Source organism: Colwellia sp. KS18-150, from assembly GCF_057551365.1.
Genome location: NZ_BAAJMC010000008.1, coordinates 92659 through 110157 on the forward strand (window position 1 = coordinate 92659; position 17499 = coordinate 110157).

Sequence of the window (17499 nt, forward strand, 5' to 3'; positions counted from 1 at the left end):
TATAAATTAATTACTCGAACAAGTGTCGATTATTTAACGTGAGCTAATGCTTCATTCGCTAATTGAGTTATTTGTCCCCAATCTTTGTTATCAACAATTTTACTTGATACTAACCAAGAGCCACCACAACAAGCAACATTAGGAAGTGCTAGGTAATCACGTACATTATTGATATTAATACCACCTGTTGGGCAAAACTTAATATCAGGAAATGGGCCGCCAATAGATTTAATGGCATTCACACCACCAGAAGCTTCTGCAGGAAAGAATTTAAGGTGATCATAACCATAATCACAAGCATCCATTAATTCAGAGATTGAAGAAATACCAGGGATTAAAGCAATCTCACTTTCATTACCCGCTTGGAGTAAATCTTTTGTTAAACCAGGGCTTATAGCAAACTTAGCACCGGCATCATATGACTGTTGTAATTGCTGACGGTTAGTCACGGTACCAGATCCTATAATAGCTTCTGGTAACTCTTTCGCGATAGCACTAATTACGTCTAATGCAGCAGGCGTACGTAAAGTTACTTCTAACACTCGAACATCTGCGGCAAGTAGAGCTTCAGCAATTGGCAAGGCATCTTCCACTTTGTTGATTACTAATACTGGTACAATAGGTCCTTGATTGAAAAGATCCTTTGGCATCATTTGCCAATTTTTTAATACTGTCATAAATCCTCTGTTTTACTTGGCATCGAATCAATTCGATGCTTAATGTTTATTAAGTTTAAATTGTCTGATATCGAATTAGTTATTCATCAAATAACGAACAAGCACCGGTTTCTGCTGAGCTTAAATTACGGCGCATAAAACCAAATAATTCACGTCCCATACCTTGATGATGACCGTTAACTTGGAATTGAGCGTTTTCACGAGCTGACAATTCTTTTTCATCAACGAGTAAAGTTAACTCACCTGTTTCGCCGTCTAAATTAATCATGTCACCTGTTTTAACTTTAGCGATCAAGCCACCGTCTAATGCTTCTGGACATAAATGAATAGCAGCGGGTACTTTACCTGAAGCTCCCGACATACGACCGTCAGTTACTAATGCCACTTTAAAGCCTTTATCTTGCAAAACACCAAGTGGTGGAGTTAATTTATGTAATTCAGGCATACCACGTGCTTTAGGACCTTGGAAGCGAACAACAGCAACAAAGTCTTTATCTAATTCACCGGCGTCAAAAGCCGCTTGTAAATCATGCTGGTCTTCAAACACTACGGCAGGTGCTTTTACAGTAGTCGTACATTCAGGCAGTGATGAAGTTTTTATCACTGAGGTACCTAAATTACCTTCAAGTGTTTTTAAACCGCCATCTGTTTTGAATGGATTAGCAACTGTTGCTATTACTTCTTTGTCACCAGACTCACTAACACCATCAACCCACTTAAGCTGGCCATTTTCTAATACCGGCGTTTGGGTATATCGTGTTAAACCACGACCACAAATAGTTTCAACATCTTCATGTAATAAACCAGCGTTAATTAATTCTTTAAATAATAATGCCATACCACCAGCTTGCTGGAAGTGGTTAATGTCAGCATGGCCATTAGGGTAAATTCTGGTAATTAAAGGAACCACATGAGATAAGTCATTAAAATCATTAAAATCAACTATAATTCCTGCAGCACGAGCAAAAGCAATAATGTGCATGATTAAGTTAGTTGAGCCACCTGTGGCTAATAATGCAACGATTGCATTAACAACTGAGCGTTCATCGACCATTTCACCAATTGGCATAAAGTTGCCAGATTGTTGTGTTAAACGAGTTACTTGACGAGCTGCTGCTTTGGTTAGTTCTTCTCGTAATGGAGTATTCGGTGGAATGAAAGAAGCACCCGGTAAATGTAACCCCATCACTTCAACCACTAATTGGTTTGAGTTCGCGGTACCAAAGAAAGTACAAGTACCTGCGGTATGGTAAGATGAAGACTCTGCTTCTAATAATGCCGCCTCATCAACCTCACCTTTCGCGTATTGTTGACGAACACGCGCTTTCTCTTTATTTGGAATACCAGAAGGCATAGGACCCGCAGGAACAAAAACTGTTGGTAAATGACCAAAAGTCATACTTGCTATTAGTAGACCAGGAACGATTTTATCGCAAATACCTAATACTAAAGAGCCATCAAACATATTATGCGATAAGCCAACAGCTGTTGCCATGGCAATGACATCACGACTCATTAGGCTTAAATCCATGCCTGGTTGACCTTGTGTAACACCATCACACATTGCTGGTACACCACCAGCAAATTGTGCGACACCGCCTGTTTCTTTAACGGCTTCCTTAAGAATGTCAGGGTATGTTTGATAAGGCTGATGAGCACTTAACATATCATTGTAGGCTGAAGTAATAGCAATATCTGAATGATTTAAACCTTTTATTGCTTGTTTATCTTCTTTACCACAAGCGGCAAAGCCATGTGCTAAATTCCCACAAGATAAACTAGCACGGTGAACTGTGGTTGATTTAGCTGCATCAACCTTGGCTAAGTACTTTGCTCTAGTATCAACACTTCGAGCGATAATACGCTCAGTAATGTCTACTATTTCTTTTTTCATTTTAACTGTCATTTTTCTGCTTCTTGATGGGTTGTGGCTATTTTAATAATAGCTTTATTAACATATTTACTATCGAACACTTATTATTTTTATGGTTAAGCTTTTATTGTGCCCAGTAAATTTCAGTTTTAATTTTTTCATTTTGTAAAAATGCTCTTATAGGCATTTCAAATGCATCCGTATCAGCAAGAGCTTTGTCCAATACTTGCTTCTTACTTTCACCACAAATATGTAAAAAGGTGTTTTTACTTTGACTTAAAGCTGCAAAGCTAAAAGTGATACGTTGGTGAGGTGCGGTAGTTGGTTGCACTTTCATTAACGCATTAGGATTAGTTTCATCTAAGCCAAACTTAATTTGTTCACTACAAGGGAATAATGAAGCAGTATGACCATCCTCTCCCATGCCTAAAATCAACACATCTAATGGTAATAAACTATTGTTTGCCGCTAAATTAAGATCATTTAACGTTTCATCACACAAGTTTTCACCTTGTTTCAAGTGAAAAAATTTTGCATTTGAGGCTTTATTTTGTAATAAATTTTCATGGACTAAGCGAGTATTACTATCACTGCTATTAATATCTACCCAGCGTTCATCAGCTAAAGTTACCGTTATTTTTTTCCAATCTAAATCTTTTTCGGATAACGCTTTAAAAAAACCTTTCGGTGTAGAGCCACCTGACACAGCAATACTTGCTTTACCTTTTAAAGCGATTGCTGAAGTTAATATGGCACTTACTTGTTCAGCTAAGGCTTCATCAAGTTCGTCACGTTCATTAAAGTCATTTAAATGGTACATAATTATTCAACCCACTGGCGATCATCACGCGCGATTAATGAAATAGATGAAACTGGCCCCCAAGAGCCTGCTGCGTATGGTTTTGGCGCTTCGTTTGTTGACTGCCAAGCATCAATAATACTATCAGCCCATGTCCAAGCAGCTTCTACTTCATCACGACTAACAAACAGTGATTGGTTACCATTAAGTACTTCAAGCATTAATCGCTCATAAGCATCGATAACACGTTCATCTTGATAAGTTTCAGAAAAGCTTAAATCTAATTTATTTTCTTGGATGTGCATCTGTGAGGCAATACCAGGAATTTTATTCATCATTTGCAGCTCTACGCCTTCGTCAGGCTGTAAACGAATGGTTAATTTATTTGAAGGTAAATCACTGTAACTGTCTTTAAAAATATTGTGTGGCTGTTCTTTAAAGTGTACAACAATTTCACTGTGCTTAGCTGGCATACGTTTACCAGTACGTAGGTAAAAAGGAACACCTGACCAACGCCAGTTATCAATTTCAGCTTTTATTGCCACAAAAGTTTCTGTTCTACTGTTGGTATTTGCACCCTCTTCATTAAGATAACCAGGTACTGCAACACCATTTAAGAAGCCATCCGTGTACTGTCCACGTACAGTTTTATCTTTAACATTACTACGATCAATTGGAGTAAGCGCTTTTACTGCTTTTAACTTTTCTGCACGAACACTTTCTGCACTTAAATCAGCAGGTGGCTCCATAGCAAGTAAAGACAAAATTTGTAAAAGATGGTTTTGAATCATGTCACGCATTTGGCCTGCTTCATCATAAAAGCCCCAGCGTCCTTCTATACCAACACTTTCTGCTACTGTAATTTGTACATGATCAACACTATTTCTATCCCAGTTATTGGTAAATAATGAGTTAGCAAAACGAAGTACCAATAAATTAAGTACTGTTTCTTTACCTAAGTAGTGGTCAATACGATAAATCTGGTTTTCTTTAAAGAAGCGCGCTACTTGGTCATTAATCACTTTCGATGATTCTAAACAATGACCGATTGGCTTTTCCATGACAACACGGTCAATGTCGGTGATTAAATTTGCATGATTTAAGCCGTCACAAATATCGCCATAAATAGCTGGAGGCGTTGAAAAATAATATACTCGTGTTTCATTGCCACTGGCTAATGTTGAGGCTAAATTTGTATAAGCATCAGCGTCAATCATATCAAGCTGTTGATAAACCAAACGCGCTGTTAATCGAGATACAACCTCTTGGTCTAGCTCTTCTTTTACAAAGCTATTTAAGCTTTCAACGACTTTAGTTTTAAATTCGTCTAACGACTCATCTTGGCGAGCAACACCGACAATTCGGCTCTCTGGATTGATTAAGTCACATACTTCTAATTGATATAAAGCAGGCAATAACTTGCGGCGTGACAAATCACCTAAGGCACCAAAAATGACAATTTCACTTGCTGTCTGACGATCTATTTTATTCATATTACTCTCTGACCTTATGGCTAAGCATTTGTTTATCATAAAGATGATAACTATTTTGCTCGACAAATTTGTTAAAATTACAGTTGCATATATAACATTGTGCTAAGCAACAAGACTGTAACTAAACTACATATTCCCTAATTTAGCGCTTGAATCTTCATCAGTAAAGAACTTTTTGTAATTTTACTACATTATTTTTTTTATTTAACTAAATGAAGTTAAAATAGCGAGATTTCCTCGAGTTTACGAAAGCTCAATACGTATATTTTTTTCATTTCTAAATATAGTATAAGAAATTAAACTGCGTTTATTTATTAAACATTTGCAAAATTCATGCTTTTTGCATTATATTAGTTAAAATTATGAAATAAAATTTCATAATTTCTGTTACTCAAGCAGAAAATAAATTACAGTATAGGTAATCAGCTTAGAAGCTTCATTGCTAAAAGCTAGAAATTATTACTTAACAAATGCCGAAATATTTGGGCATAAAAGCAGATCTAGGATCACAACATAATGAATATATTAGAAAAGATCGCCAATGAACTAGACACTTTAAGTAAATCTGAACGTAAAGTTGCTGAAGTTATCCTGTCATCACCTAGTACAGTTATCCATTCAAGTATAGCTGCACTTGCCAAGCAAGCGAATATCAGTGAGCCCACTGTCAATCGTTTTTGCCGTCGTTTAGATACTAAAGGTTACCCTGATTTTAAATTACACTTAGCGCAAAGCCTGGCTAATGGAACACCTTATGTGAACCGTCACGTTGATGAGAATGATAGCGCTGATGAATATACCGCTAAAATATTTGAATCAACAATGGCAAGTCTTGAACTTGCTCGTAAAAGTTTAGACCCGTCCTTGATCAACCGCTCTGTTGATGTGTTAACTCAAGCTAATAAAATCTCATTTTTTGGTTTAGGGGCTTCGGCTATCGTAGCTCACGATGCTCAAAATAAATTTTTCCGCTTCAATGTACCTGTTGTTTATTTTGATGACATATTAATGCAACGTATGAGTGCTATAAATAGTCGCCAAGGCGATGTAGTAATTGTTATTTCACATACTGGACGAACCAAATCACTTGTTGAAGTAGCAAGCTTAGCAAAAGAAAATGATGCCACTGTTATAGGTATTACTACCACAGGTACACCACTAGCAAAAGAATGCAGCATAGTACTTTCTGTAGACGTTAGTGAAGATACCGACCTTTACATGCCTATGTCATCCCGCATTGCTCAATTAGCCTTGATTGATGTTTTAGCAACAGGGTTTACTTTACGCCGAGGTAGTAAATTTAGAGATAATTTGAAAAAAGTAAAAGATAGTTTAAGAAGCTCACGCTTCGATCGTAAAGAGTAAGAATATTTAACGGCTTATTGCTGAATCTACGTTTTGATATAAAGCGTAAAAGTAAATAAGCCATAAATATAATATATGTTAATTAAAAGAAGTTATAAGGATTAAAATGCCTAGAAGAACGAAGATAGTTGCTACCTTAGGTCCTGCAACAGATGATAAAGCTAAATTAAAAGCAGTACTTGCTGCTGGTGTCAACGTAGTACGATTGAACTTTTCTCACGGTGTACCACAAGATCATATCGAACGAGCAAATAACGTACGAGAAGCAGCAAAAGAATTAGGTGTATATGTAGGTATCTTAGGTGACTTACAAGGTCCTAAAATCCGTGTATCAACATTTAAAGACGGTCCTATTAGATTAGCAATCGGTGATAAGTTTGAGCTAGATGCAACGCTTGGCAAAGGCGAAGGCTGCCAAGAAAAAGTAGGTATCGATTATAAACGTTTAGTTCAAGATGTAACAACGGGTGATATTTTATTACTTGACGATGGCCGCGTTCAATTAAAAGTACTTTCTAAGTCTGAAACGTCAGTTTTCACCGAAGTAACTGTTGGCGGACCTTTATCAAATAATAAAGGTATTAACCGTCAAGGTGGTGGTTTAACTGCCCCTGCTCTTACTGCAAAAGATAAAGAAGATATTAAACTAGCTGCAGAAATTAATGTTGATTTCTTAGCCGTATCTTTCCCTCGTGATGCTGCCGATATGCGCGAAGCTCGTTTACTTGCTCAAGAAGCTGGTTGTGATGCGCGTTTAGTGTCTAAAATTGAACGTGCTGAAGCTGTTAATGATGACAAAGTACTTGATGGCATCATTCTAGCGTCTGATGTAGTTATGGTCGCACGTGGTGATTTAGGTGTAGAAATTGGTGATGCAGAATTAGTTGGTAAACAAAAACACATTATTGCTCGATCTCGTCGTTTAAACCGTGTTGTTATTACAGCAACTCAAATGATGGAAACCATGATAGAGCAACCAATGCCAACACGTGCTGAAGTAATGGATGTTTCAAACGCCGTTCTTGATGGTACTGATGCTGTAATGCTAAGTGCTGAAACTGCTGCTGGTAAGTACCCTGTTGAAACGGTTACTGCCATGGCAAATGTTTGTGTAGGTGCTGAAAAACATCGCTCAGTTAATATTTCTAGCCACAGAATGGATTTAACTTTTACTGAGATTTCTGAAACTATTGCCCTTTCAGCTATGTATGCTGCCAACCACCTTGACGGTGTTAAAGCGATTGTTTCATTAACTGAGTCTGGTCAAACGAGTAAGTTAATGTCTCGTATCACTTCAGGTTTACCAATTTTCTCTTTATCTCGTCATACCAAAACATTGAATAAGACTGCGATTTACCGTGGTGTTTACCCAATTGAGTTTGATTCTACTGACAGTAAAGTTGAAGAGTTAAGTGATGATATTTTATCAGCTATTTGTAGTAATTCTGATCTTGCTGCTGGTGATAAAGTTATTTTAACTCACGGTGATTTAATGGAAACGATTGGTGCTTCTAATACTTTAAAAGTACTTACAGTTGCTAAAAAGCATTTAGCGTAAGTAATTAGTTTCACTAAAGAGTATAATGAGTGCCTAAGAATTATTAGGTACTCATTAATTTAACTAATTTAGTACATTGTTCTGTTTTAACATTTCTTACTTATCAATCTAATTCTTCGATTGAAATACCAATAAGGTAACAACCTTCACACTCTTCATCTATTCGCACAACTTTGCCGCGCATATCTAATGACTGTACCTGATTAGACGCTGAGTCCAATTTAATTTTCACATGTGTCGTTAGCTCAAGAGGATGCTCCATCTCTATTGCCAAACCAGTAGCACTTAAATCTCGACAAGTAGCCGTCAATTGGCTATTAGCTTCATCATCAATTACCGTTATGATAACTTCGCTGTTCAACATCATGCGATAAAAATCGCGTTTATCATCAAAATTTATCATCCCTACTCCAATGTAATACAAATTGAATTTAAAACACTAGGGACTGTTGTTCTTTCTCGGTTAAATTTTGTTCGAGATAAAAGCGTTTTAATCGCGATGAGTAGTTTTTAGCCTAGTCATTCTAAGCAAATACTACTCAACAATGAGTAAAACGCTTTTAACCGAATCCTTCGGACAGCGTTTGTTGGGTATTTTTACGGCGTTATCGCCATTTTATGTGGAACAACCACATGACAAAGACTCTGCCTTGTATAAGTACCCAACAATTCGCTGCAAAAACAATCTCGAAAGTTCAACAGCCCCTAAGCTATTTAGTATAAGCCTTTATACTGAGCTTAGACACTTGTGTCAATAACGCGATTTTATTAATAATCTTTAAGATGATTTAGAATACGTTTTAATGAAATAGCTTGTTTGGTACCTAAATTTTGTGCAAATAAAGATATTCTAAATTCTTCAATTAACCATTTTACTGCGGCTATATCTTCATCAATGGGTTTATCTTTACGCTGTTTAGCAAGTACTGCTTTATAAGCGTCTATCGCTTTATTAACATCGATCATTTTCAGCCTATCCTGGTTTGGATCAATGGGCAGTTTTTCTAAACGCCTTAACATGCCTTGTAGATAACGAATAATATCATCTAACTTCTCAAGACCAGAGCTACTAACAAAGCCTTTAAAAACTAATTTCTCACTTTGCTCTTTAATATCAGCATGAGATTGGATCACTGCCAGTGTCATATTACCTTTTAACTTTTTAGCGACATCATGACGTAAACTTAATGAACGCTCTACTTTAATCGCAGCAGATAAAACGCAATCCGCAATTTCTGCTCGTACATAATCACTAACTTGTTTAAATTCCATTTTTGAACGAGGTAGATTGGTTTTTCCGTGCTGTTGCATATATTGCTTTACCAGAAATACGCAGGCCGCTTGAATACAGTCTTGCAGAAGCTCAGCAATGGCACCAAAAGGATTGAAATATAAGCCTAGCTTTGCTTTGTTAGGCATATTTTCTTGTAAATATTTTAACGGTGATGGAATATTTAATAAAATAAGACGACTTAGCCCAGCTAACATAGCGGCTTCTGCTTGCTCTTGCTCTTCAAAAAGCTCTATAGCGACACTTTGTTGATGATCAACTAGCGCAGGAAATGCCTTAATAGTCATGTTAGCGACTTTCTTTTCATACCCTTGCGGTAGAGTATCAAAACTCCAAGTGGTCAGTTTGTCTTGCTCGATACCTTTTTCTGCAACTTGCTTAATAGACTCTTTCACTTTTCCTTGCAGTTTCGCCTTAAGATCGTTTAAATCTCTACTTTGCTTTAGTAGCTTGCCTTTTTCATTGACCACTTGAAAATTCATGGTCAGATGAACTGGCAAATCAATATCTTGCCAAACATCTTCAGGCAATCGCACTCCGGTCATGCGTAACAACTGTTTTGTCACGGCTTCCAGAATGCTCCCCTCTCCTATTTTAATATTGGCGAGGCAGGCCTCAGCATAATTCGGTGCTGGTACAAAATTACGTCGTAAATTTTTGGGTAACGCTTTAATTAGTGCAACAACAAGCTCATATCTTAGTGCAGGTATAAGCCAATCAAAACCTTCATATTGCACCTGATTTAACATAGCTAGCGGTATCATTAAGCTAATGCCATCATCAACATCACCGGGAGTAAAATGGTACTTTAACGGTAAAGTTAAAGGGCCTTGTTGCCAAGTGTCTGGGTATTCTTGCTTTGATAATTCTTTAGAGTTCTCATTAAGTAAAAATGCTTTCGTGAAACTTAGCTCGTTTGGAGACTGTAATTTGACTTTCTTCCACCAAGCTAAAAAACTTGCCTCACAAACCACGCTGTTTGGGATTTTTTCTGCGTAAAAATCGACTAACTGTTGTTCATCAATCAAAAAGTCTTTTCGGCGGGCTTTTTGTTCAAGCTCCTCAATACTAGTAACCAAGCGTTGATTCTGTTGTAAAAATTTCTCTTTAATAAAACTATCACCATTAACGAGTGCTTCCCGAATAAAAATATCTCGGCAGGTTTCTGGCTCAATTGTTTTAAAATTCACCTTCCGTTTACTGACAATAGTTAAGCCGTATAGGGTAATTTGCTCAAAGGCCATTACAGCCCCTTGCTTTTTCTCCCAATGAGGTTCGCTGTAATGGTATTTAAGTAAGTGTTGGGCAATAGGCTCTATCCAAAGAGGATCGATTCGTGCGTTCATGCGAGCAAATAAGCGACTAGTTTCGACTAACTCTGCTGACATAAGCCATTTAGGTGATTTTTTTGCTAAAGCTGAGCCCGGAAAAATGAAAAACTTACTACCGCGAGCTCCTTTATATTCACGATTTTCATCTTGTTGGCCAAGATGGCTCAATAACCCAGAAAGTAAAGCTTGATGAACCGTAATAAGGTTTGCAGGTAAAGTAGTTACTTTGCCTTCGGCTTTGTTCTTGGATTGTTGAATATCTTCAAAATCAAATGAATAATCGACCGAGGTTAACGTGATTTTTTGTTCTTTTAGGGTCAGTTTAAGCTGACTAAAGATATCCTGCCACTCTCGTATTCGTACATTTGAGAGGTATTCACGTTGACATAATTTTCGAAATTGATTTTGCGTTAAGTCTTTTTGCTGTGCTGCAACATACTGCCAAAGATTTAATAAACTAACAAAATCAGAAAGTTTATTACTAAAGCGATTATGTTTTTCATCAGCGGCTTGTTGTTTCTCATGTGGACGTTCGCGAGGGTCTTGAATACTCAAGGCACTAACAATAATTAGCACTTGTTCAATACAACCTAAATCAATGGCGCTAAGTACCATTTTGGCTAAACGCGGATCGATAGGAAATTTAGCCAACAAACGGCCGGGTTTAGTCAACCGAATATTTGTTTGAACAGTATTGCGACCATTCTTAGTGTTATCTATCGCTGCTAATTCTTCTAATAAGCGCATACCATCGGTAATATTGCGATTATCTGGTGGCTGAACAAAAGGAAATTTATCTATGCTGCCAAGATCTAAAGCCAGCATTTGTAATATTACGGTAGCTAAATTAGTTCTTAATATTTCAGGATCGGTAAATTCGTCACGATTATTAAAATCCTCTTCGCTATATAAACGAATACAAACCCCTGAGGATACTCGCCCACATCGACCTGATCTTTGATTAGCACTAGCTTGTGATATATTTTCAATAGGTAAACGCTGTACCTTAGTACGGTAACTATAACGAGAGATTCGAGCCGTACCAGGGTCGATTACATATTTAATGCCTGGAACCGTTAAACTGGTTTCAGCAACATTGGTGGCAAGTACAATATTACGGCCAGTATGTGGTTTAAAAATACGGTTTTGTTCACTGATTGTTAAGCGTGCATATAATGGAAGAATTTGAGTATGTGATAAATTCGCTTTAGTTAATGCTGAGGCCGTATCACGGATTTCACGTTCACCATTTAAGAAGATCAAAATGTCTCCGTGGCTAAACGTTGATAACTCGTCAACTGCCGCTAAAATGCCGCTAATAATATCGTTAGTTTCATGTACTTTGTCTTCAGTTTCTTGGCTCGCTTCATTCAGAGGTCTGTAAAGTAACTCAACAGGATAAGTTCGACCTGATACTTCAATAACAGGAGCAGGATTACCTTGTTTATCTTTAAAATGATTAGCAAATCGTTGTGGGTCAATGGTTGCAGAAGTTACGATAACTTTTAAATCGGGACGTTTAGGCAATATTTGACGCAAATAACCCAAGATAAAATCGATATTTAAACTGCGCTCATGAGCCTCATCAATAATAATTGTGTCATATTGGCGTAAAAGGCGATCTTTTTGCATTTCCGCCAGCAAAATTCCATCAGTCATTAACTTAATGTAACTATTACTACTGACCTGATCATTAAAACGAACTTTATAACCCACTTGTTCGCCAAGTGAAGTGTTGAGCTCTTCTGCAATACGATTGGCTACCGTTCTGGCCGCAATACGACGTGGTTGGGTGTGACCAATTAACCCATCTACTCCTCTGCCAAGGGCTAAGCAAATTTTTGGTATCTGAGTGGTTTTTCCTGATCCTGTTTCACCAGCAATAATCACCACTTGGTTTTCCTGAATGGCTTTTGCTATATGCTCAGCATTCTCCGCTATCGGAAGGCCATCAGGATAAACAATACGAGGAAGGTTATCGATTTTATGTTGTTTTTCTGCGATTGACTGTGCAATATACTCGGTTGTTTTAGTGAACTGTTTGGTTAACTGCACTAACCTTTTTTGAGGTTTTCCCTTTAACTCACTCTCTTTTGCACTAAATTGCTCAAACGCTCTTTTATGTGCAACTAGTTGGTGTTTTAAGCGTAAAAAATCAGACTTTTTTACTTGCTGTAATAAATCGAATTGGGCTTGAATTTGAGGTATTTCTGGAGAAGAATGGCTAGGCAAAACAGACTCTAATAACACTAAAGATGATAATAAAGTCTATTTTATCAGTTGTTGTACTAAATTTGTATTATTGAAAACAATTAGCTCGTTAAAAACTTGCTAAGTTAACTAGCCGCTTTACTCTTACCTGACTGCAAGTTGGCGCGCATATGTAAATCGATTGCCTGTAATACATCATTTCGACATATGGTTCCTAATAAGTTGCCGTCATCATCTATCACGGGATAAACCTTTGGCTTATTTTTCAACATCAATTGGCCTAACTCCATCACACTGTCGTAAGGTTTCATCGATAGGACCTCTTTGCGCATGATATCCCTAACATCAGCTATATGTTCATTGAAATAAATAGTCTCTAACATTTTAGCTAAAACATCACTTTCAGACAAAAAACCAATTAACTTTCCATGCTCATCAATCACAGGGCCACCAATTTGCTTGGTTTTTAAAAAGCGTAATGAAGCTTCTTCAACAGCCATATCTGCAGTAAATGTTACCGGGTAATGGTTCATATATTTTTCTATTTTTAAAGATTCCATTTTAATTCCTTATGCTTTAGGGCAGAAAAGCTATCTATACCTTCAATGTAGATAATTCTTTTGCAAAACTCCACTTTTTCATAGGTTTATCTGAAAAAATTTATCATCTAGTATAAAAACTTGTTATTTGAGTATAAAGTTGCGGCTTTTAACCAAATATCACCAACGTTACCATTACCAACAGGCTGGCCATCGAGCATTGTTACTGGCGCTATTTCTTTTGAAGAGCTAGTGATCCAAATTTCATCGGCTGATTGTACCTCATCAAGAGTTATAACCCGTTCTTCTAGAGGAAGTGAACCATCTTTTGCAAGTATATCAATCACTAATCTACGAGTTATGCCAGGTAATATTTGATTATCTTGAATGGGTGTCGCGATAACACCATTTTTAACTATAAAAATATTTGAGGCACTCGCTTCCGTCAACTGTTTATCACTATTATAAAGTAAGGTTTCTTGACTACCTTGTTCATACCCTTGTTGAAAGTGCATTACGTTACCTAGTAATGCCGTTGATTTTATTTGACAGCGTTGCCAACGTAAATCTTCGGTGCTGGTCAGTGAATAACCTTGACCAATAGTTTCAATAGCCGGTGTTTTTGGCTCTGGTATAGCAAAAGTCATTGCAAAGACTGTTGGCTCAACATTTTCTGGATAAGCGTGGAAACGTTTAGTATCTGCCCCTCTACTCACATGCAGGTATATTCCTAGCGCACCTGCATTATTTTTTTCACTTAAAGAGTTACATAAAGATAGCCACTGCTCATCGCTCCAGTTTAACTGGATACCAATGGCGTTAAGGCCATCATTCATGCGTTCAATATGCCCTTGAAAACCGACCATTTTACCAAAGTAAGACGGGATAACTTCATAAATACCATCACCAAATAAAAACCCACGATCAAGGGGAGATATTTTTGCTTCAGTTATTGGCATATAGTCGCCATTTAAAAATACTATACTCATTAATTTTCCTGATACGATGTAAATGTACTGCTATCAATTATAAATCACAGAATTGATACTGCGTTAAAGTTACTTAGCTATAACCAATCAACGCTCTTATTCTGGCGATTAACGCAATGCCCTCTGACGCGGGTAAGCTATCTTCAGTTAATTCATTTTTACGTGTTACCCCGTCAACACTGCCTAAATCAGAAATATACCTTAGGATTTTCTCAGGACAGGTTTCACTTAATAAATCATGTTTTGACCATAGACTTAAAAAAGCCAATAAACCATACACCCCCCAGTTGGAAACATCGGCAATAATCAATTCATCACAAGGAGTCACAGAGGGTGTGATATCAAGCTCAGTTAAAAAATCTTTTACATTGCCCATCCCTATTTCATTACCGCCATCACCAATGGCAAGTGTTGGACAAGTTGCTTGCGTCATAAAGTAATCAAAACATGCTGCACGGGCGCTAATATCTTCTCCTCGCATATTATAATAATGGCCGTCGGCAGCTAAGCCCGGGCGTTCAATAGAAATAATAGCTTGTGGTTGATAGTGCTTTAGCATTCTAATGGCTTCTGCTTCACCAAGCTCTTTTTTACCGACACTGATCACACAAGTACGGTAATCATGTTGAAAAGCGCTCGCCATCGGAGTACCACAAACAAGAACCGGCGTTGCGCCTAATATTTCTAGAGCTCTATATAAAATTAATGCGCCTACTGGGCCATCAGTTTCAAAGGTATTGACGACGGGAAATCCAGTACCTATCAAAACTGTGCCGGTAAGATCACGAAGCACTTGTGCTCCACGTAAACAATAGCCACTCTTTAGATCTGCCTGCAAGTTTTTCATACCACGTAAATTACGCTCAACCAGCATATCTTCAATGCTTTGACTTAATTCAAGCTCTTTTATCATCTGATCTTCATCTGGTGTTAACTTCATTATTCGCACTCCACTACTGACATTCGCGTGAAACGACTTAGCGCTAAATGAAAGTAATTGTGGGCTTTTTCCATACTTATAGGCTCAAAATGTACCTTTGCACCTTGGCTTAATTGACCAAGCTTGGCTGTATCCAGAGATATAACTGAGCCTATTTTAGGATATCCGCCAATGGTTTGCCTATCATTCATTAAAATAATGGGCTGGCCATCGGCTGGGATTTGAACTGCGCCATGGCATATACCTTCTGACAAAATACCATCGACATTGCATTTAATTGCCCTGCCTTCCAGTCGATAACCCATACGGTCACAACTGTTATTTACACTATATTCGCTAGAAAAAAACAACCGTTGCTGATGTGATGAAAATTCATGTTGTTGATAACTTGGTATAGTTCTTAATGTTTGTGCTTGTTCATAACTTGGCCAAAACTCTTCCGGTAACATTAAGTTAGCCCTGTTATCTGTGACCTCGTTACAGGCTAAGATATCTCCAACAGCTAACTTTTCACCGCACAGCCCCCCTACTTTTTCGCGAGTAACGGTTGCTGTGCTACCAAAGTCCTTTTTAATGTTGAAACCACCTGATACGGCTAAATAACAACGGACACCCGAGCTTGCATAACCAAACTCAATAACATCGCCTGCTTTTATTTTATGGCTGCGCCACAAGCCACTAGCCTTTCCATTAATGGTAACTGGCATATTAGCGCCAGTAACTGAAATAACGGTATCAATTTGGGCTGTTAAAGCGAGTCCACCAACACTTATTTCAAGAGCCGTAACAGCAAGCTCATTACCACATAATCTATTTGCCCATTTAAAAGCATGACTATCAATGGGACCACCATTGGTTAGGCCAATATTAAATGCACCAAAACGTCCTGCATCTTGAATCAGGCTTAGCATACCTTGCTGTTTGACTAAAAATCCAAGAGCTAACATTAAGATATCTCCCAGCCTGATTTAGGAAAAGTTCCACCTAAAGCGAGAAACTCTTCTTTTGAAATGGCTTTAAATTTGACGGTATCACCTACTTCAACCGGCATAATTGGATTAGCTTTAGGATCAAACATATCAATAGGACATAGGCCAATAATATTCCAACCACCGGGAGATACGCTTGGATAAATAGCTGTTTGTTTATCTGCAATTGCTACAGCACCTTTAGGAACTTGAAGGCGCGGTGAGCTTAAGCGAGGTGCGGCAATTCGTGAATCTACTTCGCCAAGATAAGCAAAACCTGGAGCAAAACCAATAGCATAAACAAGGTATTCTTGCGCTTGATGGATACTGATAACTTCTTCAATACTGATATTAGCATTTTTCGCAATAACGCTTAGCTCAGGGCCTGATTCTTGAGCGTAGTAAACAGGCAGTTCCACCAGTTTCGCATTATTTGCACTTAAGCTGCTTTCCTGAGTGATTTTTTGTAACACTTGCCTTAACTTATTTCGTACTTGATGATGATCGTTATCTAACATGTTAAACATCACTAGAATTGATGCATATGATGGTACTAAGTCTATGATCTCATCATTCATATGTTGCCGTATAAGTGCTGAAGCTAGCTGTACCTGTTTAGAAACCTGCGCATTAGCCTGTTTAGCAAAATAAATGATTAAAGTGTTTTCACCAGCAATTTGAATGCTGATTTTATTGCTAATAACGTTTGTCGACATTAACCAATCAGCTCCCTAATTGCTTCAATGGCCTTCACACCTTCAATATTGTCACCATGAACGCATAAACTATCTGCTGCTAACACTAACGTTTTTCCACTTAACGTAGTAACACAGCCTTGCTCTTTTAATTGCTTAACTTGGGCAAGCATTTTTTCTTTTGTATGCACAGCACCTTCGCGTGTTCTCGCTAATAATTTACCATCATCGTCATAACACCTATCGGCAAAGGCTTCACTAAGTACTTCAACATTAAAAGTTTTTGCTTGTGCTTTATGGTCATTAAAATTGGCCGTTGCCTGAATCATCAACTTAAGTGGTTTATGATAGCTTGAGATCGCAACAAAAATAGCTTCACGAACATCATCTTTGGCCATCATATCGTTATATAAAGCACCATGGGGTTTAACGTATTCAAGCTCTATCCCTAGTGACTTAGCAACGCCATCAATTGCAGCGATTTGATATTTCACCAAAGCAATAATTTCAGCACTAGAACAATGAATAGAACGTCGACCAAATCCCACAAGATCAGGATATCCCGGATGTGCACCAACACTAACACCATGTTGTTTAGCCAGTTCAAGAGTTTTCTGCATAACTAAAGGGTCGCCAGCATGAAAACCACAAGCAATATTTGCTTGATCAATATAAGGCATAACCTGTGCATCTAAGCCCATAGTCCAACTACCAAAACTTTCACCAAGATCACAATTTAATTTCATTTTTAATCCTTACATTACCGCGAG

The 17499-nt window shown here is 37.7% G+C and carries 15 protein-coding genes; 3 read left to right on the forward strand and 12 right to left on the reverse strand.

Annotated features, from left to right (window positions below; translation table 11 throughout):
- Nucleotides 1-29: 29 nt before the first annotated feature.
- From AC27IF_RS11930 to zwf, 4 genes are all read right to left on the reverse strand, one after another.
- Nucleotides 30-677, reverse strand: a complete 648-nt coding sequence (locus tag AC27IF_RS11930; protein ID WP_487054555.1) for a bifunctional 4-hydroxy-2-oxoglutarate aldolase/2-dehydro-3-deoxy-phosphogluconate aldolase — start codon at nucleotides 675-677, stop codon at nucleotides 30-32.
- A gap of 79 nt (nucleotides 678-756) precedes the next feature.
- A complete protein-coding gene (gene edd / locus AC27IF_RS11935; RefSeq protein ID WP_487054612.1) occupies nucleotides 757-2571 on the reverse strand; it encodes a phosphogluconate dehydratase in 1815 nt (604 codons plus the stop codon).
- A 103-nt stretch (nucleotides 2572-2674) separates the two neighbouring features.
- Complete coding sequence (pgl, locus tag AC27IF_RS11940) at nucleotides 2675-3370, reverse strand: 6-phosphogluconolactonase (RefSeq protein WP_487054556.1); 696 nt, start codon at nucleotides 3368-3370, stop codon at nucleotides 2675-2677.
- 2 nt (nucleotides 3371-3372) lie between these two features.
- Nucleotides 3373-4842, reverse strand: a complete 1470-nt coding sequence (zwf, locus tag AC27IF_RS11945; RefSeq protein ID WP_487054557.1) for a glucose-6-phosphate dehydrogenase — start codon at nucleotides 4840-4842, stop codon at nucleotides 3373-3375.
- 516 nt (nucleotides 4843-5358) lie between these two features.
- Between zwf and AC27IF_RS11950 the strand changes: the two genes are divergently transcribed.
- Together AC27IF_RS11950 and pyk are read left to right on the forward strand one after the other, a co-directional pair.
- The gene (locus AC27IF_RS11950) at nucleotides 5359-6207 is read left to right on the forward strand and encodes a MurR/RpiR family transcriptional regulator (protein ID WP_487054558.1); all 849 of its coding nucleotides are present in this window, start codon (nucleotides 5359-5361) and stop codon (nucleotides 6205-6207) included.
- Nucleotides 6208-6313: 106 nt separating this feature from the next.
- The gene (gene pyk, locus AC27IF_RS11955; RefSeq protein WP_487054559.1) at nucleotides 6314-7765 is read left to right on the forward strand and encodes a pyruvate kinase; all 1452 of its coding nucleotides are present in this window, start codon (nucleotides 6314-6316) and stop codon (nucleotides 7763-7765) included.
- A 103-nt stretch (nucleotides 7766-7868) separates the two neighbouring features.
- Here the strand turns inward: pyk and AC27IF_RS11960 are convergent, their stop codons facing one another.
- Entirely contained in the window at nucleotides 7869-8168 is a 300-nt protein-coding gene (locus AC27IF_RS11960) for a PilZ domain-containing protein (protein WP_487054560.1), read from the reverse strand.
- 142 nt (nucleotides 8169-8310) lie between these two features.
- On the opposite strand from AC27IF_RS11960, the gene AC27IF_RS11965 reads away from it, so the two are divergent.
- Nucleotides 8311-8523, forward strand: coding sequence for a hypothetical protein (locus AC27IF_RS11965; RefSeq protein ID WP_487054561.1), 213 nt, complete (start codon nucleotides 8311-8313; stop codon nucleotides 8521-8523).
- Nucleotides 8524-8533: 10 nt separating this feature from the next.
- Here the strand turns inward: AC27IF_RS11965 and hrpA are convergent, their stop codons facing one another.
- From hrpA to AC27IF_RS12000, 7 genes are all read right to left on the reverse strand, one after another.
- On the reverse strand, nucleotides 8534-12619 hold the full coding sequence (gene hrpA, locus AC27IF_RS11970) for an ATP-dependent RNA helicase HrpA (RefSeq protein WP_487054562.1): 4086 nt from the start codon (nucleotides 12617-12619) through the stop codon (nucleotides 8534-8536).
- Nucleotides 12620-12723: 104 nt separating this feature from the next.
- Nucleotides 12724-13158 carry a CBS domain-containing protein gene (locus AC27IF_RS11975; RefSeq protein ID WP_487054563.1) on the reverse strand — a complete coding sequence of 145 codons (435 nt, stop codon included), beginning with the start codon at nucleotides 13156-13158 and terminating at the stop codon, nucleotides 12724-12726.
- 107 nt (nucleotides 13159-13265) lie between these two features.
- Nucleotides 13266-14126 (reverse strand): D-amino acid aminotransferase, encoded by an 861-nt coding sequence (locus AC27IF_RS11980; RefSeq protein ID WP_487054564.1) that lies wholly within the window; start codon nucleotides 14124-14126, stop codon nucleotides 13266-13268.
- A gap of 73 nt (nucleotides 14127-14199) precedes the next feature.
- Nucleotides 14200-15066 carry a DUF4392 domain-containing protein gene (locus AC27IF_RS11985; protein WP_487054565.1) on the reverse strand — a complete coding sequence of 289 codons (867 nt, stop codon included), beginning with the start codon at nucleotides 15064-15066 and terminating at the stop codon, nucleotides 14200-14202.
- Nucleotides 15066-16013, reverse strand: coding sequence for a 5-oxoprolinase subunit C family protein (locus tag AC27IF_RS11990; protein WP_487054566.1), 948 nt, complete (start codon nucleotides 16011-16013; stop codon nucleotides 15066-15068). The genes AC27IF_RS11985 and AC27IF_RS11990 overlap by 1 nt, the downstream gene beginning before the upstream one ends.
- Complete coding sequence (gene pxpB, locus AC27IF_RS11995) at nucleotides 16013-16750, reverse strand: 5-oxoprolinase subunit PxpB (protein ID WP_487054567.1); 738 nt, start codon at nucleotides 16748-16750, stop codon at nucleotides 16013-16015. Before pxpB ends, AC27IF_RS11990 begins: the two co-directional genes overlap by 1 nt.
- Complete coding sequence (locus tag AC27IF_RS12000; protein ID WP_487054568.1) at nucleotides 16750-17475, reverse strand: 5-oxoprolinase subunit PxpA; 726 nt, start codon at nucleotides 17473-17475, stop codon at nucleotides 16750-16752. The genes pxpB and AC27IF_RS12000 overlap by 1 nt, the downstream gene beginning before the upstream one ends.
- Nucleotides 17476-17499 lie beyond the last annotated feature (24 nt).